Here is a 20,840-nt window from a genome sequence, read left to right as displayed (position 1 = left end):
CGCACCGGCAGGACCGATGGGCGGCGGCCGGGCGTCAATGTGAGGTGCTGTCCACCACCGTCATGCCGGTCTCCGCCATCACCCGGAGCCTGCGCCGATCCAGCTTGCCGCTCGGCACCTGGGGCAGCGCGTCGACGACGTGCAGCACGGCCGGAACCATGTGCTCGGGCAGCCTGGCCCGCAGGTCGTCGCGGACCGCCTCGGTGTCGATGCCCTCCCCGGCCACGACGAACGCCACCAGGATCCGGTCGATGCCCTCGTCACCGGCCACCGTCACGCCGCAGGCGCGCACGTCCGGGTGGTCGCTGAGCTCCGCCTCGACCTCGGCCAGTTCCAGCCGGAACCCCCGGACCTTCACCTGGTCGTCCGCGCGTCCCAGGAAGTCCAGGGTCCCGTCGTCGCGCCGGCGCGCCAGGTCGCCGGTCCGGTACATGCGCTCGCCATGACCGTCCGGCGCGGGCAGGAACCGCTCAGCGGTCTGGTCGGGCTGACGCCAGTAGCCGTACGACACCTGGGCCCCCGCGATGTACAGCTCGCCGATCTCGCCGACCGGCGCTTCCCGGCCGTCGTCGTCGAGCACGTACGCGCGGTTTCCCGGGATCGGGACGCCGATCGGGGGAAGCGACGGCCATTGCGCCGGGTCCGCCCCGAGCGGGTGGCAGGTGACCGCGTGCGTCTCGACCGGTCCGTAGTGGTTGATCAACCGGCAGTCCGGCAGCCTTCTCATCAGGTCGCGCAGGGCCCTGGTGCACTGAAGCTGCTCCCCACCGGGGATGATCTCCCGCAGTCGCGCCGCGCCCAGGTCGACCTCGTCGGCGACCATCACCAGCGACTGCAGCCCGACATAGGGCAGGTAGATCCGGTTGATCTCCTCCCGGATCATCAGGTTCCACGTCAGCACCGGGTTCCTGCGTGTCTCATCGTCGATGCACACCAGGGTGCCGCCCGACGCCATGGTCGCGAATATCTCCTGCAGCGCGACATCGAACGAGATCGCCCCGTACTGGAGTGTCCGGCTCCCCACGCCGCACGCCGACGCGCCCACCTGCCAGCGGACCAGGTTGGCGATGCCGGCGTGCGGCATGAGCACCGCCTTGGGCCGGCCGGTGGACCCGGACGTGTAGAGCAGATAGCAGCCGTACGCCGGATCGGGTTCGGTGAGCGTGTCCCCGTCCAGGTCGTCTCCGCCGCCGAAGACCCGGGGAATGATGCAGGATTCCCGTCCGTCCGAGACGAACGGCTCGACGGTGTGCGCGTGCCCGACCACCATCGCCGCGCCGCTGTCGTCCAGCATCATCCGCAGTCTGGCCCGCGGATAGGTGACGTCGAGCGGGAGCACCACCGCACCCGCCCGGATGATGCCGAGCAGGCCCACCAGAAGTGCCGCCGACCGCTCCGCCGCCAGCGCGACGATGTCGCCGGTGGTCACGCCGCGCGCCCGCAGCCGTTCACCGATCCGCGCCGACTCACGCCACAGCTCTGCGTACGAAAGGGTCTGCGCTTCGTCCACGATCGCGGGCTCGTCGGGGTACGCCGCCGCGGCCGCGCCGATCGCGCCCACCACCGTGCCCGAGGTGAATTCGCCGTGTTTCACCGTACCGACCCCCGCTCAGCGTCGAGATCCGCCAGTTGCCGTTCGATCTGCGCCACCACCGTGGTCAGCCCCGGATTGCGCATGATGCTGTAGTGGTCGCCGTCGATCCGGCCGACCGTGAGCCGGGGCGCGTACTCACGCCAGACCGCCTCCGTCCCCTCCGGGGACCGGGTGGCCTGGAACAGGTGGACCGGCCCGGGGTATCGCCCCGGCGGCCGGTACGCCGCCAGGTTGAGGATGTGCGAGCGGTACACCGAGTACTGCCGCATCATCTCCTCCAGGTCGAGCACCTCGGGCGCGGCCGGGCCGAGCCGCTCCAGCACGTCGGCGAACACCCGTCGCGGCGACAGCCGGTCGAGGCCGGGCAGCGGAGGCAGGTCGAGCCCGAAGTCGGCGCAGACGCTCTGGAGGTAGCCGTCGATCAGGCGCGTCTCCGCGTCCCGCGCGGCGGGATCGCCCTCGAACAGCGCCGAGTCGATCAGGGTCAGCGGGACGACCCGCCCGTCCCGCTGCGCGTGTACGCGCGCCATCTCGAACGCCACCACACCGCCGAGCGACCACCCGGCCAGCGCGAACGGCGCGCTCAGCACCTCCTCCGGCAACTGGTCGAGATAGCGCTCGGCGAGCGCGGTCAGCGAGGGCCCGGGATGGCGGCCTTCGAACGCGTATACCGTGCGGTTGGTCAGTGCGGTGGCCATCGCCACGTAGCAGAAGACGCCACCGCCGGCGGGATGTACGACGACCACGGGCACCGGCTCGGGCCCGGCCTGGATCTGGACCAGGTTGCCGCCCGCGGCTCCGGCCTCCCCGGACATGCCGACCACCCGCGCCGCGAGATCGGCCACCGTGCGATACCGGAACAGCGCGCTCACCGGCAGATCTATCCGCGTGGCCTGCCGCAGCCGGCTCATCAGCTGGATAGCCAGCAGCGAGTGGCCGCCGAGCAGGAAGAAGTTGTCGTGGACGCCGACTTCCTCGACCTCGAGGGTGGATCGCCAGATGTCGGCGAGCAGCCGTTCCGTGTCGTTGCGCGGCGCCACCCGTTCGACGCGGCCCTCGTCGCACTCGATCGCGCGCAGGGCCGCCAGATCGACCGTGCCCCGCGCGGTCAGGGGCAGTTCGTCGAGGAAGACGTACGTGGAGGGCACCACGACGCCGGGCAGCAACCGCTGCGCGTGCGCCCGCACGTCGTCACGGAGGCGGGCGCGATCGTCCCCCCCGCCGTCCGTCCACGTCTCTCCGGCGGGGGCCAGATAGGCGATGAGCCGCACGGCGTCGCCGGTGCCGGCCGCCGGCAGCACCCGAGCGTCGCCCACGGCCCGGTGCGCGATCAGGGCGGACTCCAGCTCTCCCCGCAGCACCCGGACCTGCCGGACACGGATCTGCGCCGTTTCCGCGCCGAGGATCTCCAGCGTGCCGTCCTCGCGGAACCGGCCGAGGTCGCCGGTCGCCGCCTGCCCGTCCGTCGTGTCGCCGGCCCAGACCCGTCCGGGAGCGCCGATGGGGAGCAGGCCGCCGTCGGCGTCGCGGATCCGGACCGCGACGCCCGGCAGGACCGTGCCCGCGATGTCATGGCCGGCCGGCACGTCACCGGTGCATCTGCGGGCCGCGACGTCGCCGACCCCGGCGGCGCGGTAGACCGACCAGAACTCGGTGTCCGGCAGCGCGCGCAGGCAGCGTGTCTCGAGCTCCGCGCTCAGCGGCTCGTGCGTGATGAGGACCCTGCGCACGCGCGGCGACAGGTCCCGCCGCTCGACGGCGTCCACCACCCTGCCGAGCAGCCCGGGCGCGATGCAGAGGGTATCGACGTCCTCGTCGGCGAGCGTGCGCAGCACCGCGGCCGGCAGCCCGCCGGTGGCGTCGACCAGCACCAGCTGCGCGCCGCAGTCCAGTGCCCACATGGCCTCGTCGGGCTCGATCGTGGCGGCCTCGGCGGCGAACACCACGACGCCGCGCGGCGGCAGGCCGAACCACGCACGCCGGCGGTCCGCCGCCCTGCGCGGTCCCGGGCCGGTCTCGGGCGCGCGCCAGGCGGACACCAGCTCGTCGACCACCCGGCGCCACGCCGGCCCCGCCGCGTCGTCCGGAGCCGGAGCGTCCTTTCCGAACACGATCCTGCGCCCCACCCGGATGACCGGCGCGGGCGACTCCGGCGTGTCCGGGGACGGCCCGGAGACCGCGGCATCCGGCTCCGCCGTACCACCGACCCGGGCGAGCTCCTCCGCGTCCGCCGCGTCGAACAGGTCCAGGGCGCACAGCGGCACGTCCGGTCGCGCGATCGCGGCCGTGAGCATCCGCTCGAGCAGCGTGGCCATCCGGGCGACCGCGGACCCGCTGAGCAGATCCCGGTTGTACAGCCAGGTGCCCCCCATCCCGTCCTCGCCGACGAAGACGTTGAACTCCAGATCGAACCGTACGATCCCGCTGTCGAACGGCACGAGGTCGGCGTCCAGGTTCGGCAGCCGCACCCTGTCGTTCGACGCGGTCTGGAAGTTGAACAGCACCTGGAAGATCGGCGTCACGGTCGGATTTCGGTCGGGCTGGAGTTCGACCACGAGCTTCTCGAACGGCATGTCCTGGTGCGCGAACATGCCGAGCGTGCACTCGTGCCCGCGGCGGACCGCCTCGTCAAGGCTGGGCCGCCCGGACATGTCCATGCGCATCACCAGTGTGTTGACGAAGAACCCGATCATTCCCTGCAGCGCGCTGTGGGTCTGACCGGCCGCGGGTACGCCGACCACGATGTCGTCCTGCGCGCAGTAACGCTGCAGGAGCGCGTCGAAGCACGCCAGCACCACGACGAACGGGGTCGTCTTCGCCCTGGCGGCGAACGCGAGAATGTCGTCGCGCAGCCGATCGGAGTAGGCGAACTCGTGGACTCCGCCGTTCGCCCTGTGGTGCACCGGCCGGGGCGCGTCGAGAGGAAGTTGCAGCAGCCCGGGCGCCCCGTCGAGGCGGGCGCGCCAGTAGTCGTTCAGCTCGCTCAGCCGTTCTCCCGACAGCCGCGCACGCTGCCAGATCGCGTACTCGATGTACTGCTGTTCGAGTTTCTGCAGTTTCGCGGGGGTTCCGTCGCGCATCTGCGCGTAGAGCCCGTCGAGCTCGCGGAACAACGTCACGATCGACCAGCCGTCGCAGACGATGTGATGCACGGTCAGCGCGATCAGGTGCTCGTCCGGCGCGACGCGGATCAGCAGCACCCGGAGCAGCGGCCCGGTCGCCAGGTCGAACGGCCGCCTGATCGAGGTGCGGACCAGCCGGTTCGCCGCTCCGGCCGGGTCGGGTTCACCGCTGACGTCCTGGATGTCGATCTCCGGCCGATATTCCGGGCAGACCCGCTGCACGGGGACGCCGTCCCTGCTCACGAACACGGTACGGAGCACCTCGTGCCGCCGGATCACCGTCGCCAGCGCGTTCGCCAGGGCCACCGGGTCGGGGGGCGTGCTCGTCCGCAGCACGACGGGGACGTTGTAGGCGCTGCTCCCGGGAACGAGGCTGTCGAGAATCCACAACCGGCGCTGCGCGAAGGACACCGGCCCCGTCCGGCCGGCCGACGTTCGATCCGTACCGGCGAGCATTTCCGCGAGCAGCCGGCGTTTCTCCGCGATGTCCATGGTCGCGGCCTGGTCCTGCATGTGGTCCTCGCTCCTTTCGTCCCGTCCGCGTCAGCGCGACCGCGATCGGTGGGACTAGCCGGTCAGCACCGCCTTGATCACAGATCCGTTCGCCACCGCCGCCATCGCGGCGGCATGCTCGGCGAGCGGATACGCCGTCACCAGGCTCTCCAGGTCGAACCGCTCGGTCAGGGCCGGCAGCAGCCGTACGTACTCGACGAGATGCGCGCCGCTGAACGCCCACGAGCCCACGACGTCGAGCTGCCGGTAGACGATCTGATGAGGATTGATCATGGTGTCGCCGCTGTCGGTGTACTGGCCGACGACCAGGTACGAGCCGCCGCGCCGGGCCAGGCGCAGGCCCTGGCCGACGGCCGAGGGAACGCCCGTGCATTCGACGACGAGGTCGGCGCCGCCGCCGGTCAGCTCGACGACCTCGGCGAGGGCGTCCGCCGGGTCGTCCGCCTCGACGACGTTGACATGGTGGTGACCGATGCCCGCCTTCGCCGCGATCGACAGCCGTTGCGCCGGCCCGCCCGCGAGGACGACCGTCTCCGCACCGGCAAGCTGCGCCAACGCCGCGGCGGCCAGGCCGACCGGGCCGCTGCCCTGGACCACGACGACCTCCCCCACCCGGACCGGCCGGCGCTCGAACATGGCGTGCACCATGGTCGGGCCGGCGCACGCCAGCGACATCGCGGCGAGATGGCTCACCCCGGACGGGACCCTGACGACGGTGCTTCCCGGCTGCAGGACGATGTGGTCGGCCCACGAACCGGACAGGGCGGACTCCGCCGAGATGGGCCGGTTCACCCCGCAGGTCCTGCGGTTCCGGCACAGCGTCGGCTCTCGATACCGCAGGCAGAACACACACTGCCCGCAGGCGATCGACGACGCCCACATCACGGCGTCGCCGGACCGGAGCGCCGCCCCCGTCGCGTCCGTGTCGGTGCCCTCCCCCAGCCGGTGCACCGTGCCCAGTCCCTCGTGACCGAGCACGAGTGGGGTGGGAATGTCCAGATGCCCTTGCTGCAGGTGCAGATCGGTGCCGCAGACGCCGCCGAAGTGGCAGGCCACGACCAGACCTCCGGCGACCGGCGGGGGGACCTCGAACTCGCGCAACGCCAACGGTTCGCCGAACCGTTCGAGGACCACCGCTCTGCTCATCGTGACGTCTCCGGTCATGACGGTCCGCCTCCGAGAGTGACCAGCGGTTTGTCCTCGATCCGCAGGGGTGCGGTGTCACGGCAGATCAGATACTCGGGGCGGGGTTCGCCGCGCGGCAGGTTGCCCACGTCGTTGTAGGTCGCGATCAGCAACTTGCGCGGGAACGGCGACATGTTCGGCGCCGATCCGTGTGCGATCTGCGGGTCGAAGAACAGCACGGACCCGGCGGGGCCCTTGGGGCTCACCATCCCGTGCCCCGCCACCAGTGACCGGAGCTGATCGGCCGTCAGGCTGATGTCGTCGGGATCGAGATGCTGCCGCGACCTGACCTCGTCCCGCCGGTGATCCCGTACCAGTCCGTGCCGGTGGGAGCCCGGAATGAAGATCACCGGACCATTGAACTCGGTGGCCTCGTCGAGATAGACCCCGACGTTGATCAGGCGGGGGGACGGCAGGCCGTCCGCGATCTTCCACGCGAGATAATCCTGGTGCCAGGCCCAGTGACCGCCGGTGAACGGCGGCTTCGAATTGATTTTGAACTGGTAAAGGTAGACATCGTCGGCCAGCAGTTGACGCACCGGGCCGAGCACCCGCGAAGCGCTCACCAGAGCGGCGAACTCGGACTGTCGGCGGTGTGAGCTGTAAATAGCCCTGACCCCGGAGCCGTCGTCCTCCAGAATCCGCTGCTCACCGCCTATCCGGCTGTCCCGGTGAAACGCCTCCCGAAGCGCCTCGACCTCAGCCGCGTCGAACGCCGACTCGACCAGCAGAACGCCGTTATCGCGATAGTCTCGCACCTGTTCATCGCTGAGTCGCATGTTTCCTCTTCTCCCGGACTCTGAGCATGGACAATCGTCTGGTGGACGACGCAGACATGCGGATGTCCGAGATACCGAGCGCCGCCCGCATCACCACATGAAGTTCCCGCCGTCGACAATGAGCTTCTGTCCCGTGACATAACGGCTCGCGTCCCCGACGAGGTATTCCAACGCGTCGGCCATGTCCTCGGCCGTGCCTATACGCCGCTGCGGAATCTGCTCCAGGACGGCGGCCCGTTTCTCCGGGTCGGCCAGGCCGTAGCGCTCGACCACCTCAGGCGTATCGGTGAACCCCGGGATGAGACAGTTCACTCGAATCTTCGGCGCCAGTTCCAGCGCCAGGCACTTGGTCAGTTGCAGCACACCGGCCTTGCTCGCGCAGTAGTTCGCCCCGCCGGCCCTGGGGCGTATCGCGGTCGTCGCGCCGACGGTGACGACCACCCCGCCTCCGGCGTCGATCATCGCGGGTGCCAACGCCCTGGTCAGGTGGAAGACGCCGGACAGATTGGTCCCGACGACCCGGTCCCAGTCCTCGTCGCTGAGTTCCAGGAACGGCCGATCGCGATTGATCCCGGCATTGTTGACCAGGACGCGTGGAGGGCCGAACTCACCGAGCACGTCGGCGCAGACACGGCGCACCGCCACCGGGTCGGACACGTCGACCTGGCGCGGCAGCAGGAACTCCGGATACGCCGCGGCCGCCTTCGCGGCCGCCGCCGCGTTCTGCCGGTAAAGCGCGATCACCTGGTATCCGAGCTTGCCGAGGCGTGCGCTCAGGGCGAGCCCGATTCCCCGGATTCCCCCGCTCACCACCGCGACGTGCCCGGTCACGGTCCATCCGTCCGCATGTGCCGCCATATACCGTGCCTGCTTCCCGGAGTCCCGATCACCCGGCCGTACCGAAGATCACGACCAGATCGCGAGCGGCCCCCGGCCGGTGACGCCGAGGAAGAACGACAGCGTGACCCTTCTGCCGTTTCCGCGGACCTGCCGCACCGCGTGGTAGTTCCGCGAGTCGAAGATGACGGCGTCACCGGCGGACGGTCGTACGTCGACGAACGGGTCGTCACGCACGACCTCCTCCGAATAGCCGTATCCGTCGCGGTACGGCTCGTCCACCGGACGCCACGGGTGACGCCACACGAGCGTTTCACCACCCTCTTCCGGCATCGACAGATACCAGTTGAACGTGAGAAAACTCGCCACCGTCTCGTCGAGCGCGCCGGGAAACTCCCGTACGATCTCGTCGAAATGAAGTTTCGCGCCGCTGGCGATCTCACGGATCATCCCGGCGAACATGTCCCGGCCGCCGGAGCGCGCGGGGACCAGGTCGTCTCCCCACGCGGACCGGATTCGCCCAACCGCGAACTCCAGCGGATCTCCACCGCGCAGCAGCGTCGACCGCGCCGCGACGGCCCGCTCGGATTCGACCCAGTACCGTTCGTCCAGCCCACCCGAGGCGTAGAAGTCGTACGCCGCCGGCCCCAGCTTGGCTATGCGCGGATAGATCAGAGCTTCGTCGTAGGCGCCCAGCGGGCACGCCTCAAGGCCCTTCATGATGTCCGTACAGTCGTCCGGCGAGGAGAAGTTCTTGATGTGCACCGCGCCCAGCACCCCGACCGCCAGGCGAAGTATGTGCTCCCTCGTCAGTTCCTCGACCGTCTCGGCATCGAAGAGCGTGTAGATCGGCGAATCGTTCGTGCTGACGTTCTCAAGCCCGCGCTCCGTCACCTGCCCACCTGACACAGACGTTCTCCCCTCAAGGGATGAGTCCGCGGAGTTCGTTCCCCCGCGGGACCGTTCTGTCTTCTGTGGCCGTGTTCAGTCTTCTGAGACCACACAACAAACTCATCGAAGGCACACCATGTATGTCATACGAGGTCATGCACGTCAAGACCCAGGACACGACGTGTGGTGTAGCCTGTGGCATCGTGTAGTGTTGTCTGAAAACTTACGACATCCGGTAGTGGATCGTGGCGTACCGGAGGTCCCGTGGAGGTGACACCGATGATCGGGGTCATGGCGGGCGCGTGTCGCCCGCCGGCGGGATCGCCGGCTCTGCGGTTCTCACTTCACCGGCGGAGCGGCCGTACGCATACGGAGGCGGCGCCAGGGGGTGTCAGGAGAACTTGGCCCGGTAGAGGTCGCGAAGCAGGGCGATCTCCGCTCCGTGGTGCATGACTTCACGATTGATGTGCAGGATCAGGGTGGCCATCGATCGGTCCCCCCACTTGCCTTCGGATTCGCCGACCGGGCGTTCCAGCGACGCGTCGTCGAGCGACATGACTCCATCGCGCCATCTGCGATAGTGCTCGTACAGCACGTCGACGCTCTCCTTGGCGGTGGTCGACGGCGTCGCGGTGGCCCTGGTCAACGAACCGTCTCCGAAGTGCGTGCTGACCCGGACACCGATCACGTCCACGGCCATGTGGGCCAGGCGCCAGGCGATCGTGGTCACCGGAGGCGGCTCCGGGACCGGGTCCTGCCAGTCCATCGTCACCCGGCCGTCCGCGCCGGTCCGGATCGTCCAGCAGTCCGGCACCGGTTCCCAGAGATACTCCTCGTCGGTGAGGCCGGCCAGCCGGGGCATCAGGTGGTACTCCCAGTAAAGGTCGAGCTGATCGAGGACTTCAGCACGCCAGATCATCGAGTACTCCCATCGGATCGGTCGGCTCATGCTACTCGCCGATCGCTACCTTCGGTGAAGTTTCGATGACACAATGCGACATTCGCCCTGCCGAGGAACCTCCGGACGACCGGCGGCCGGAAATCCGTCCCGCTCACCGCATGTTCTGCAGCCGGACCTGTCCTCGGGCGACCAGGGAGCCCACGGCGTCCACGGTCTCCACGGCCCAGACCTGCTGGGTGGCGCCGCGGAAGATCGGCACCGCCGTCGAGGTGAGCCGGCCGTTGGCCTCGGTCACCGCGACGAAGAAATCGGTGGTGTTGCTGACCCCGACCACGGTGCCGCGATCACCGAGCCAGCGGCCGGCGGCCACACTGGCCACGGACTCGACCACCGCGCAATGCACGCCGCCGTGCAGGATGCCGTGCGGCTGCAGCAGGTCGCGGCGGACCGACCATCCGGCCACCACGCGATCCGGGCCGATCTCCTCGAACCGCAGGCCCAGATGCTCGACGTACGGTCCGAGATCCTGTTCCGCCCTGTCGTTCGTCATATCCCGAGCATCCCTGTGTCCACCGGTCCGTGGTCCGTCGTTCCGCCCACCGCTCAGGCGACGCGCACCGTCATCCGGCTCAGCCCGCTCGCGCGCGCGACGTGCGCCGCCTCTTTCTCGAGCTCCTTCAGCGGCAGGGGACCGCCGCCGGGGAACGGGGACACGACCACCTCGTCGCCGGAGACATCCCACACCGCGACGATCCGGCCGTCCACCACGAGGATCGGGGATATCCACCCGGAGGTCCGGCTCACGGCGGCCCGATGCTCTTTCGGAAGCAGCACCTCGTCCTTGGTGCCCGGACCGAGAACGTACTGGTCGAACCCGCCGAGCAACCGGACGCCCCGGCACTCGGCGATGCCGGCGAGCTCGTCCACGTGCTCGGTCAGCATCAACGCGCGGCGTCCTTCGACATCGACCTCGGTCAGTCTGTCGCCCATGTCGCCGAACCACTGTCGAAGTCTCGGCTTGCTCGAACCGTTGAGCGACAGCCAGCGGTCGAACACCTCGGGAGTGGCGGGGCCGTACGCACCCAGGTACGCCTCGATCACCACGGGCGCCGCCTCATCGGGTTCCGGTCGCTTTCTCCAGTCAGGGAACTGACTTTCCGGACGGGCGAACGTGATCTTGTTGCCCTGATTCGGGCCGTGGCACAGCACCCCCCGCCAGGCCAGCGGCTTGAGCACCTGGCCCCATCCCGACCGGAGCCGGTCCTCCATGCCCGCGAATCGTTTGTCCGCCACGACCTGCGTGACCAACTGGTCCCGGGTGAGCACCGCACCGTCGAGGATGTCCGACACCTTGTCGGTCAGCTCGTCGATCTGCCGCGGGGTGACACCGGAGACCCGCTGCCAGGAGGGCTTGAGCCAGAAGGCCGTGGTCTCCATGAGTGACAGATAGGCGCCCGCCTCACTCGGCTTCAGCAGGTGCAGGGTTCCACGCATCGCCCAGGTCTTCATCAATGAGAGATCGGCGAACTCCCGGTTGACGCTCTCCCTGTCGGGTGCCGACTGCCGTAACGCCACGGCCAGCTCGGCGGCACTCCAGACCTGCGCCTGCACACCGCACAGCCTGCCGGCGATCTCGCTCGCGGTGGGCTGGCTGCGCGGGTCCAGGTACTGCCGTCGCATCCGCCACGCGAAAACCTGCCCCCAACTGACCTTCACGTAGCCTCCTCACATCGAACGGGGCCCCCACCCTACACCTGCTCTGTGGCCTTCGCCTGTCACAGTCGGGAGTGGGCGGGCGGCCGCGCGCGGAGGTCGCAGAACCGCGTTGCGCGCGGGGGATCCCGGCCGGAGGGACCACCGCCGCGCCGTAGTGTCGACATCGAGTCACAACGTGGATTTCACCGTCCGCCCATCGGAATCACCTGTCGACTGTTGCGACATGGCGGCCTGAAGCGGGGAGACGGATGACGCCTGCGAGGACAGGACCGCACCTCACAGGTAGGCCGCTGGCGCCCTCCTCGCATGTCGAGTACGATGCGCAGCAAGAGACTCCACCGAGACTGTGGCGGCGCTCGAGGAGGGATTCGACGGAAAATGCCGCAGAATCTGCACTCCATCTCGATGTGGATCAACGACGCCGGCACACGGTCCGGGCCCGGAAAGCCCAGTGCTTCTCACGCGGCGGCGACTCACCGCCTGACGCGCTCACCGTGTGCATCATGATCACTGAACCCGTGCCGTGCCGCGACGCGATCCGTACGGCGCCCACGCCGGATCTCCATCCTCCTCGAGATTCCGACGAACACGTTCGACCGGTGCACACGGCACCACGTGTCCGCGGCGGGCCGGCTCGGATGCAGGCGGCGCCGTCACACGGCCCCGTCATGGACGGCCGGATCACGGCGCGCCGCTGCGGTCGCTGAGGCCACGGGAGAGGAATGGGGAGAGATGAGCGAGCAACGAGACGAGACGGCCCGCGACGACACGCTGCAGCGGCGGCTCTCGGCGCTCAGTCCCGCTCAACGGGCTCTCCTGGAACGGATCATGGCCGACCGGCGGGCGGACCCGGAAGGGAGCATCCCACGGCGCCCGGAGGGTCTCGCCGACGTGCCCGCGTCGTTCGAGCAGGAGCGGTTGTGGTTCATGAACGAACTGCTCTCACAGCGCCAGATCTTCAACGTGCCCACCGCGCTGCGGCTGCGCGGCCCACTCGACGTCGACGCGCTGGGCAGGGCGATCGGCCGGCTCGTGGAACGGCACGAGGCCCTGCGTACGGTGTTCGTGCTCCGTGACACCACGCCTCGCCAGGTCGTGCTCGAACGCATGGACGTGCCGCTCGTCGTGCACCGGTTCCGCGACCTGCCCGACCCGGAACAGGCCGCGCGCAGCCACGCGTCGGCGTCCGTCGCCGAGCCGTTCGACCTGCTCACCGGACCGTTGCTGCGGTGCGTGCTGTACGAGATCGGCGAAGAAGACCATCTCTTCCTGATCGTCCAGCACCACATCGTCTCCGACACCTGGTCGCTGGGGATCCTGCTGAACGAAATCGGCGCCCACTACTCGGCCGAGTTCGGCGCGCCGGTGACGCTCGCGCCGCTGGCGGCGCAGTATCCGGACTTCGCGTACTGGCAGCGGGAGACCCTGGACGAGTCGACGCTCGAGCGGCAGCTCGACTTCTGGCGTGCCCGGCTCGCGGATCTTCCCGGGCTGCTCGATCTGCCCACCGACCGTCCCCGGCAGCCGATCCGGACCAGTCAGGGGAAGTTCTGTCACGTAGAGTTCCCCGCCCACCTGGTCGCGGCGGCGCGCCGGCTCGCCAAAGAGCACTCCACGACTCTCAACGTCGCGTTTCTCGCCGTCTACTTCGGACTGCTCGGCCGGCTGACCCGCCAGGAGGATCTGGTCGTCGGAGTGCCCATCGCCGGTCGCTCGCGGCCCGCACTGCAGCAGATGCTGGGCTATTTCCTGAACTGGCTGCCGATCCGGGTACGTCTCGGCGGCCGCCCTTCCCTGCACGAGCTCATCCGGCGCACCCGGGACGCCTTCACGGGCGCGCTCGTCAACCAGGACCTGCCCTTCGACATGCTGGTACGTGAGCTGGCGCCGGCCAGGGTGCCCGGCGTCACCCCGGTGTTCCAGACGTCGTTCAGCCTCCGCGACGCGGCCCCGAGGCCGCCGGACCTGGCCGGTCTCGCGGTCGACTTCGCGGATCTGGACGGCGGCGCGACGCATTTCGACCTGATGGCCGAGCTGTGGTGTGAAGACGACCGCGTCGTGGGCTACTTCCCGTTCGACGACGCGCTCTTCGACGAGGAGACGGTCGAGTCCTACGTACGGTGGATGACCCGGCTGCTGGAGGAGGGCACGGCCGATCCGGATCGGCCGTTGTGCACCGTGCCGCTGCTGACCGAGGCCGAACACGACGAACTGATCGGCGGCAGGGCCGGCCTCGAAGCGGTCGACGCCACATTGCACGAGCTGTTCCACCGCCAGGTCGCGCGTCGCCCGGACGCCGTCGCCGTCTGCGACGAACACACCCGGCTGTCCTATGCCGACCTGGACCGGCGGGCCGATCGGCTGGCGAATGTGCTGCTCGGCAACGGGGTCGGACCAGGATCGATCGTGGGCCTCCTCGTCGACCGTACGGTCGACCTGCCGGCCGCCGTCCTCGCCGTACTGAAATGCGGCGCGGCATACCTGCCCATCGATCCGGACAATCCGCGCGACCGGACCGCGATCCAGTTCGCGGACTGCGCGGTGACCGCGGTGCTGGCCGGCACCGGACTGGTGGACCGGCTCCCCGACACCCCGGCACCGGTCATCCCGCTGGACTGGCAGGCCGCCGCCCTCGCGGACGCCGCGGAGACCGCGGTCGCAGCGGCGGTGCCCCCGTCGGCTCCCGCCTACGTCATTTACACCTCCGGCTCGACGGGCACGCCGAAAGGCGTGGTGGTCTCGCACGCCAACGTGGTGCGGCTGTTCACCGCGGCGGAGCACGTGTTCGACCTCCGCGAGGACGACGTGTGGACGTTGTTCCACTCTTACGCGTTCGACTTCTCGGTCTGGGAGCTGTGGGGAGCGCTCCTCCATGGCGGCCGCCTGGTCGTGGTCCCACAGTGGATGACCAGGGCCCCGGACGCGTTCCTGGAGTCGCTCGAACGTGAGGGAGTGACGGTGCTCAGCCAGACGCCGTCCGCGTTCGCGCAGCTCACCCCGGTGGCGGTGGCCAAGCCGGTCGAGCTTTCCCTGCGCTATGTGGTGTTCGGCGGCGAGGCATTGAACTTCGCCGCGCTGAGCGAGTGGTTCCGGACTTTCGGAGATCGCCGTCCCGAGCTGGTGAACATGTACGGAATCACGGAGACGACGGTTCACGTGACCTTCCGGCGGCTCACCGACGAGGACTCCGGCCGGTTCGCGTCGCTGATCGGACGGCCGCTGGCGGACCTGACGCTGTATCTGCTGGATGACGAGCTCGCCCCGGTGCCGGCCGGACTACCCGGCGAGATCTTCGTCGGAGGCGCCGGAGTCGCGCTCGGCTACCAGCGGGCCCCGGCGTTGACGGCCGCCCGAATGCTCCCGGACCCCTACAGCCCGATGCCCGGCGCCCGGATGTACCGCAGCGGCGACATCGCCGTACGCAGGCGCGACGGAGAGCTCGCCTACCTCGGCCGCGCGGACCGGCAGTTCAAGATCCGCGGTCACCGGGTGGAGATCGGCGAGACCCAGTCCGTGCTGCAGAGGCTTCCGGAGGTGGCGCAGTGCACGGTGTTCGTCGCCGACGATCGCGTGGGCGCCAAGGCGCTCATGGCCTGCGTGGTGCCCGCCGAAGGTGAGACGCCGACTCCGACTCGGCTGCGGCGCGCACTGTTGCGCTCGTTGCCGGACTGGATGGTCCCCACCACGATCCTGGTGCGGGAGGAACTGCCGCTCACCCGCAACGGAAAGATCGATCAGCGTGCCCTCGCGTCCCTCCAGCGGACGGAGGCTCAGCAGCGGGGGTCGGTGACCCCGCCGGACGGGGAGACCGCCGAGGCGCTGGCCGCCATCTGGGAGGACATGCTCGGCATCCACGGCATCGGCGCCGAGGACAACTTCTTCGAGCTGGGCGGGCATTCCCTCATGGTCGTGCAGCTCGTGTCGCGGATTCGCGCCACCTTCGACGTGGAGGTGCCGATGGAGACGCTGTTCACGACGTCGAACCTGCAGGCGATGGCCGACATCCTCGGCGAGCTCGACCAGGACGCGCACACCGGTCTGGACGTCGACGACCAGAACTGGATCGCCGGTCTGTCGGAGGCCGAGCTCGACGCGATGCTGGCGGCACTGACCGATTCCGCGCCCTCGGGCGGCGCCGGGAGGCCGGACGCCGTCGATGGCGCTGACGGTTCGTGACCTCGGGAACGGCCGGATCCGCGCCGATCGACATGGCGCCTGTGCTCGAGTCGCTTTCGGAAGACACACCACAACCGGGAGCCACCACACCAAACGAGCACACTGACTGCGACACTCGCGAGATCGTAAGTTGCCTGGCCGGAGCTCGTTCGGCTCGCGCATCGTGTCCGGCCGTGACGACTCCGTAACTTACGCGCACAGAATCGATACCTGAAGTCGTCACTGTGCCGATCCCTGGGTATCCTGGTAGGCAGACGACAGAGGAAAGCGTAGTGATCCGTGGCGGTTCGGCGCCGGTCGTGCGTCCGATCAGCCCCATGGGCGGCTCCACCGCAGGTGGAGAGGCCCGGTAACAACTAGCAAGACTGGATGACGACGCGTTCCTCGCCTGGAGCGCGCCAGACTCCATAGACTCCAGATGGAGTGATGTACATGACCGGCGACACGCGGGAGTACGTGATCACTGTGAGGCCGCATGACGGTGATCACGCCACGGCTCTCCAAATCAGCGCAATCGTCAGATTGGACGAAGAGTCCATACCGCACATCGTCGAGCTGACCGTTCGCAGCTCCGACCGAGGCGACGACAACATGTCACGCTCTATGGGCGCTATCGACTTCGAACGGCTGACGGACGCTCTGCTGAGCACCGTGACGGCGTCGGCGCACATGACCGCCGTACCCACCACATCGCGCCGGCAGGAAAGGCCGGTAAAGCGGGGAAGCGACACGGGCCAGCGTCCCTATCGCAAGATGCCGGCCGTGGACGACGTCAAGGCGGTGTTTCTGAGGACAGGAAGCGTCGGCCAGGTCGCCAAGCATTTCGATGTCCCTCGCTACACAGCGCAGGCTTGGGTCGACCGGCTGCGGCGCGAAGGAGTGTTGACGGCTCCAGCCGCCAACTAGGACGAGACACCTCCTGTAACTCAGACTCAGAGTCTGCGCTCAAAGGCATTCACTCCTAACCTATTCGGCTATACCGCAGTTTTCAGCGTCAGGCGCGTGCTGTCAAGTGGCGATTTGGGACGCTTTGCTGGAGTAATAGTCAATACCCAGAAATCAAGATCTTTTAGAGATAGATCCGTATAGGGAGTTTCGTCCAGTTGTTCGACGAGCTTGCCGTTGATCAACGTCACTCCGGTGCGGACAAGGGTTGACGATGTGGGGTGCGTCGACCGTGCCCGGCGGGCCTGCGCGCCTCGATGACTCAGGCCCGCTTCGGCGACCTCGATGGGTGCCGGACCACGGCGAAGGTCCGTTCAAATCGTCATCCGGGCCTGTCTTCAGGGTGTGGTACGGGTGTGCGGGGCGCTGGAGCCCACGATGAGCGTGGTCGTTCCATGCCTGTCCGGCCATGCGGGACGACCGCGACAGTGGCGATGACCTGCGCCGATGGGGCCGCCGTGACGGGGCCGGGAGCACGTGACCGCTGCCGGACCGGCCCGGGCGATGCGCCTCCCCCAGGCCTACTCACCGGGCAAGGAACGGCTGCACCACTCCCATTTCGGACATTGGTGCGAGCGGACCGAAAATCCCCCGGCCGCCTTGACAGAAAAGCCGGTCCCGCAGTGCCGAAGTAGCAGCACCGGCTCGGCCGCAGGTCCGAGAACAAGAATCCGAAGGCCGCGGACATGGAACTTTCCGGTGATCTCGGCAAGACCAAAGCGTCCTGGAGATCGAGAGAGAAGCATTCGCACTGCTTACGGCATCTCAAGCCGCGCTAACTCCGGCCGAGTCCTCGACGAGCATTTTCAGGTCTTCACATTGGAGCGAAGTCGTGTTATCGCTTAATCGCCGAGCATGATCCGTTCTTGGTCACGCCCCGTGCCGAGCGCCGGGTCGCGTGTGGTCACGCGGCCGGAAGGCGACACCGGTCGGCCGCGTCGCGGAAGCCGAAGGCGACCGCCTCCCCGGCGACGTGGCCGGTGGCCGGCAGTCGCCCCTATGAACGCGATGGGATCTTCCACCTCAGCGGCCCGCGTGTCGCCACTCAGAAGTTCACGAGCGCGGATCGTGTTCCCTCTGTCGAAAACCACTTTCCTCCTCGATGGGGGACAACTGGTACTTTTGTTACGTGGAGCCCCCCGCGACCCGAGGACTGATGCTGCACTCCCGCACCGGCGTCGCCTACCGCTTCGATGCCGGCGCCCTGTGCCTGGAACTGCTCACCACCGGCGGGCCCGGCCTCCACCACCGGTTCGAGGTACTCCACCGGCCCGCCGACCTGACCGCCTGGACCGAGCGTTCGCGGCTGACGCCGACACCGGAATTGCGGATCTCCGACGTCGAGGTGGCCGACGCGCGCCGGTTGCGTGACGCGCTGTTCCGGGCGGCCGTCGCCCACATCCGCGGCGAGTCGCCCGCGGCATGTGATTTCGAGATCATCAACCAGGCGGCTTCTCACCCGTCCTTGGCGCCGGTCATCGGATCAGACGGAAAGCGGCGATGGTCGGAGACCGCCAGCGGCACGCACCTGCTCGCCACCGTTGCGCGCGACGCCGTCGACCTCTTCACCGGCACCCTCGCACGCCGCATCCGCACCTGCGCGGACGAGGACTGCGGACTGATCTACGTCGACACCTCACGCCCCGGCCGCCGCCGCTGGTGTTCCATGGAGTACTGCGGCAACCGCCATAAAGTACGCGCGCTGCGCGCCCGGCAGGATGCGTGATCACAATGCGGGCTCCTGCCCCGATCCCGCGCTCAGGCGGCCGGCTCGATGGAGCCCGATCAAACGATGGTCACGCGCCAAAGGCCTGATCACTTCTCGGGAGACCGGCGTCCGGCCTGATTTCCGGAGGCTCTGGTCATAGGGCTCGGCATATTCCTTATGAGTCGAGCAGTTTGACGGAGTCAGGGGTTTCCGATGGCCCAACCTTGCCTCGCACCCACGATTATCTGGAACAAATCGGGTATTACGCCCACGAAACCCGAGGCAATGCCTCACGGAGGTCAAAGCGGGGAAGTCACATGACCCACAGCAACACATCGGCCGCCGGGGGCGTGGCGGTGCAGGAGGGGCAGGGCGGTACGCGAGTGCGCCCCCACGGAGAAGCCGGTCTGGTGACGGAGCACGGCCGCACCACGATCGCGGACGAGGTCGTCGCCAAGATCGCGGGGATGGCGGCCAGGGAGATCCCCGGTGTCTACGACTTCGGCACCGGTGCCGCCCGGGCCTTCGAGGCGATCAAGGGCAGGCTCGGCGGCGAGGAGAGTCTCACCCGCGGCATCGACGTGGAGGTCGGCGAGCGGCAGGCCGCCGCGGACATCCACCTCATCGTCGAGTACGGCACCGCGATCCCCGATCTCGCTGAGGCGGTTCGAGGCAACGTGACCAACGCGGTCGAGCACATGTGCGGCCTGGAGGTCACCGAGGTCAACGTGGCGGTCGACGATGTGCACCTGCCGCGGCAGGAGGCGGCGACGGGCACCGAGGCCGAGCCGCGGGTCCGATGAACCGCGCGCAGGCTCGGCCCCCTGGAGCGGCCAAGACGTCCAGGCCCGCTCAGGCGTCCCCGGCACCGGCGCCCGGGGAAGCGGAAGCGCCCGCCGGAACGGCGGGGTCCGCGGGTTCCGGCACGGGCGGGGTCTCCGCCAGGGACGTCGCGGCGCGCGTGGTGTCGTGCCCCGGTGTCGCCGGTCTCTCCACCGGGCCGTTCGGGACTCTGGTGACCTACCTCCCGAGGGAGGTCGTCCCCGGCGTCACGGTCCGCGACGACGAGATCGAGGTTCACCTGGTCGCGCGGTACGGCACGCCGTTGCCGGAGCTGGCCGCGTCCGTACGCGACGCTCTCGGCGACCTCTCCGCCGGCAGGCGCGTGAACGTCACCATCGAGGACCTCACGCCCGCTGAGAAGAACACCGGAAAGGAAGAACGATCATGAATGGGTTCCCCGTATGGGCCCTGGCAGGGCTGGCGTTCGGCACGGTGCTCGGTGTGGTGGGAGCGTTCGGCGGCCTCAACGCCTTCCTCATCGTCCTGGTGCTCGGCGTGATCGGCTTCTTCGTCGGCCTCGCGATGGAGGGCGGCGTGCAGATGCCGACGCTGCGCACGCGACGGCAATGAGCGCGCCCGGCGGGCGCGGCGGCACGACCGTGTCCGACCGTGCCCTGGTGAAGATCGCCGAACAGGTCGCCGCGGAGGACGACCGGCTGGCCGGCCGACCGCACGCCTCCGCCTCGGTGAGCGGGTCGATCGCCGCCGTGCACCTGGACCTGGCGGTCCGCTATCCATCGCCGGCGCCGGTGCCACGGCTCGCGGCCGAACTGCGCGCCAACGTACGCCGCCGGCTGCGCGAACTGACCGGGCTGTCCGCCGAGAACATCGACATCGAGATCGTACGGCTTCCCGGGGCGGCGGACATGCCCACACCCCGCCACCTGCGCGCGCCCGGTCCGGCAGCGGGCCGGGAAGACCGCTACGCGGGCAGCCGACCGGAGGAGCATGCCGCGAGCGAGCCGGAGCGATGGGCGGAGGGCGGCGCGCAGGCCCCGTCCCAGACCGCCATGCCGAGCGCGGGCGCCGGTCATCGCGGTGGCATGTTCATGGCTGTCCGTCATCCCGGCTACCGGAGCGGCAAGCGGGCCTTCCGGCCCACGCGCGCCGTTCCCTCCGCCATCGCGGCCCTGGTGCTGCTGGCCGTCGGCGTACTGGCCGCGGTCCACGTGGTCTCCGCCCTGTTCGGCCGCCCCATCAGGCTCGTGCCGTACGAGGCGGTGCTGGGGTGGGCGCGCACGACGACCTGGGACGGCGGCACGGCGCTCGCGGCGGCGAGCGTGCTCATGCTGCTGGGAGCGCTGCTCCTGCTGCTGGCCGCGGTGCCGGGCCGGGGGCACCTGCTCGCGTTGCGCACCGCGGACCCCGACCTGGTCGTCGGGATGTCGCGGCACGCGCTGGCCCGGCGACTGCGGCACGTGGCCGGCGCAGTCGACGGTGTACGGCGCGCCAGGGTGCGGGTGTCCGGTCAGAGGGCGAAGGTGCGGGCGTGGACGGATCTGCGCGACACCACCACCGTCTCCGGGCGGGTGCGGGCGGCGGTGGACCAGGAACTGGCCAGGCTTTCGCCCGTCCACCGGATGTCGGTGAGTGTACGGGTCAGCGGCCTGCCGTGAACCCGGCCGGAAGT

General features: G+C 69.1%; 17 protein-coding genes. 7 read left to right on the top strand and 10 right to left on the bottom strand.

Annotated features, from left to right (window positions below; all coding sequences use genetic code 11):
• Positions 1-34 precede the first annotated feature (34 nt).
• From AP234_RS12470 to AP234_RS12430, 9 genes are all read right to left on the bottom strand, one after another.
• Positions 35-1,594, bottom strand: a complete 1,560-nt coding sequence (locus tag AP234_RS12470) for an amino acid adenylation domain-containing protein (RefSeq protein ID WP_055479795.1) — start codon at positions 1,592-1,594, stop codon at positions 35-37.
• Entirely contained in the window at positions 1,591-5,229 is a 3,639-nt protein-coding gene (locus tag AP234_RS12465; RefSeq protein ID WP_055479794.1) for a condensation domain-containing protein, read from the bottom strand. Before AP234_RS12465 ends, AP234_RS12470 begins: the two co-directional genes overlap by 4 nt.
• A 54-nt stretch (positions 5,230-5,283) precedes the next feature.
• Positions 5,284-6,393: a zinc-binding dehydrogenase gene (locus AP234_RS12460; RefSeq protein WP_055479793.1), complete on the bottom strand. Its 1,110-nt coding sequence runs from the start codon at positions 6,391-6,393 to the stop codon at positions 5,284-5,286.
• Positions 6,390-7,193, bottom strand: a complete 804-nt coding sequence (locus AP234_RS12455) for a phytanoyl-CoA dioxygenase family protein (RefSeq protein WP_055479792.1) — start codon at positions 7,191-7,193, stop codon at positions 6,390-6,392. Before AP234_RS12455 ends, AP234_RS12460 begins: the two co-directional genes overlap by 4 nt.
• A 90-nt stretch (positions 7,194-7,283) precedes the next feature.
• The gene (locus AP234_RS12450) at positions 7,284-8,024 is read right to left on the bottom strand and encodes an SDR family NAD(P)-dependent oxidoreductase (protein ID WP_200926490.1); all 741 of its coding nucleotides are present in this window, start codon (positions 8,022-8,024) and stop codon (positions 7,284-7,286) included.
• Between the two features lie 75 nt (positions 8,025-8,099).
• Complete coding sequence (locus tag AP234_RS12445; RefSeq protein WP_055479790.1) at positions 8,100-8,924, bottom strand: 2OG-Fe(II) oxygenase; 825 nt, start codon at positions 8,922-8,924, stop codon at positions 8,100-8,102.
• A 388-nt stretch (positions 8,925-9,312) separates the two neighbouring features.
• Positions 9,313-9,840, bottom strand: coding sequence for a DinB family protein (locus AP234_RS12440; RefSeq protein WP_055480059.1), 528 nt, complete (start codon positions 9,838-9,840; stop codon positions 9,313-9,315).
• 133 nt (positions 9,841-9,973) lie between these two features.
• Complete coding sequence (locus AP234_RS12435) at positions 9,974-10,372, bottom strand: PaaI family thioesterase (RefSeq protein ID WP_055479789.1); 399 nt, start codon at positions 10,370-10,372, stop codon at positions 9,974-9,976.
• A gap of 53 nt (positions 10,373-10,425) precedes the next feature.
• The gene (locus tag AP234_RS12430; protein ID WP_235558136.1) at positions 10,426-11,538 is read right to left on the bottom strand and encodes a winged helix DNA-binding domain-containing protein; all 1,113 of its coding nucleotides are present in this window, start codon (positions 11,536-11,538) and stop codon (positions 10,426-10,428) included.
• 732 nt (positions 11,539-12,270) lie between these two features.
• Here AP234_RS12430 and AP234_RS12425 point away from each other — a divergent pair.
• Together AP234_RS12425 and AP234_RS12420 are read left to right on the top strand one after the other, a co-directional pair.
• The gene (locus AP234_RS12425; protein WP_055479787.1) at positions 12,271-15,714 is read left to right on the top strand and encodes a non-ribosomal peptide synthetase; all 3,444 of its coding nucleotides are present in this window, start codon (positions 12,271-12,273) and stop codon (positions 15,712-15,714) included.
• A gap of 432 nt (positions 15,715-16,146) precedes the next feature.
• Complete coding sequence (locus tag AP234_RS12420) at positions 16,147-16,620, top strand: hypothetical protein (protein WP_152990382.1); 474 nt, start codon at positions 16,147-16,149, stop codon at positions 16,618-16,620.
• A gap of 68 nt (positions 16,621-16,688) precedes the next feature.
• On the opposite strand, the gene AP234_RS37210 is transcribed toward AP234_RS12420, so the two are convergent.
• Entirely contained in the window at positions 16,689-16,844 is a 156-nt protein-coding gene (locus AP234_RS37210; RefSeq protein WP_160330423.1) for a hypothetical protein, read from the bottom strand.
• Positions 16,845-17,788: 944 nt separating this feature from the next.
• On the opposite strand from AP234_RS37210, the gene AP234_RS12415 reads away from it, so the two are divergent.
• From AP234_RS12415 to AP234_RS34900, 5 genes are all read left to right on the top strand, one after another.
• Complete coding sequence (locus AP234_RS12415; protein WP_200926489.1) at positions 17,789-18,385, top strand: ABATE domain-containing protein; 597 nt, start codon at positions 17,789-17,791, stop codon at positions 18,383-18,385.
• A 299-nt stretch (positions 18,386-18,684) separates the two neighbouring features.
• Positions 18,685-19,170, top strand: a complete 486-nt coding sequence (locus AP234_RS12410) for an Asp23/Gls24 family envelope stress response protein (RefSeq protein WP_055479784.1) — start codon at positions 18,685-18,687, stop codon at positions 19,168-19,170.
• 212 nt (positions 19,171-19,382) lie between these two features.
• Positions 19,383-19,598 carry a hypothetical protein gene (locus AP234_RS12405; RefSeq protein WP_235558135.1) on the top strand — a complete coding sequence of 72 codons (216 nt, stop codon included), beginning with the start codon at positions 19,383-19,385 and terminating at the stop codon, positions 19,596-19,598.
• Positions 19,595-19,780 carry a hypothetical protein gene (locus tag AP234_RS12400; RefSeq protein WP_055479783.1) on the top strand — a complete coding sequence of 62 codons (186 nt, stop codon included), beginning with the start codon at positions 19,595-19,597 and terminating at the stop codon, positions 19,778-19,780. The genes AP234_RS12405 and AP234_RS12400 overlap by 4 nt, the downstream gene beginning before the upstream one ends.
• Complete coding sequence (locus tag AP234_RS34900; protein ID WP_055479782.1) at positions 19,777-20,826, top strand: DUF6286 domain-containing protein; 1,050 nt, start codon at positions 19,777-19,779, stop codon at positions 20,824-20,826. Before AP234_RS12400 ends, AP234_RS34900 begins: the two co-directional genes overlap by 4 nt.
• Positions 20,827-20,840 lie beyond the last annotated feature (14 nt).

Source organism: Sphaerimonospora mesophila (genome assembly GCF_001417795.1).
Classification (GTDB): Bacteria; Actinomycetota; Actinomycetes; order Streptosporangiales; family Streptosporangiaceae; genus Sphaerimonospora; species Sphaerimonospora mesophila.
This window is presented reverse-complemented; position numbering and strand designations above follow the sequence as displayed.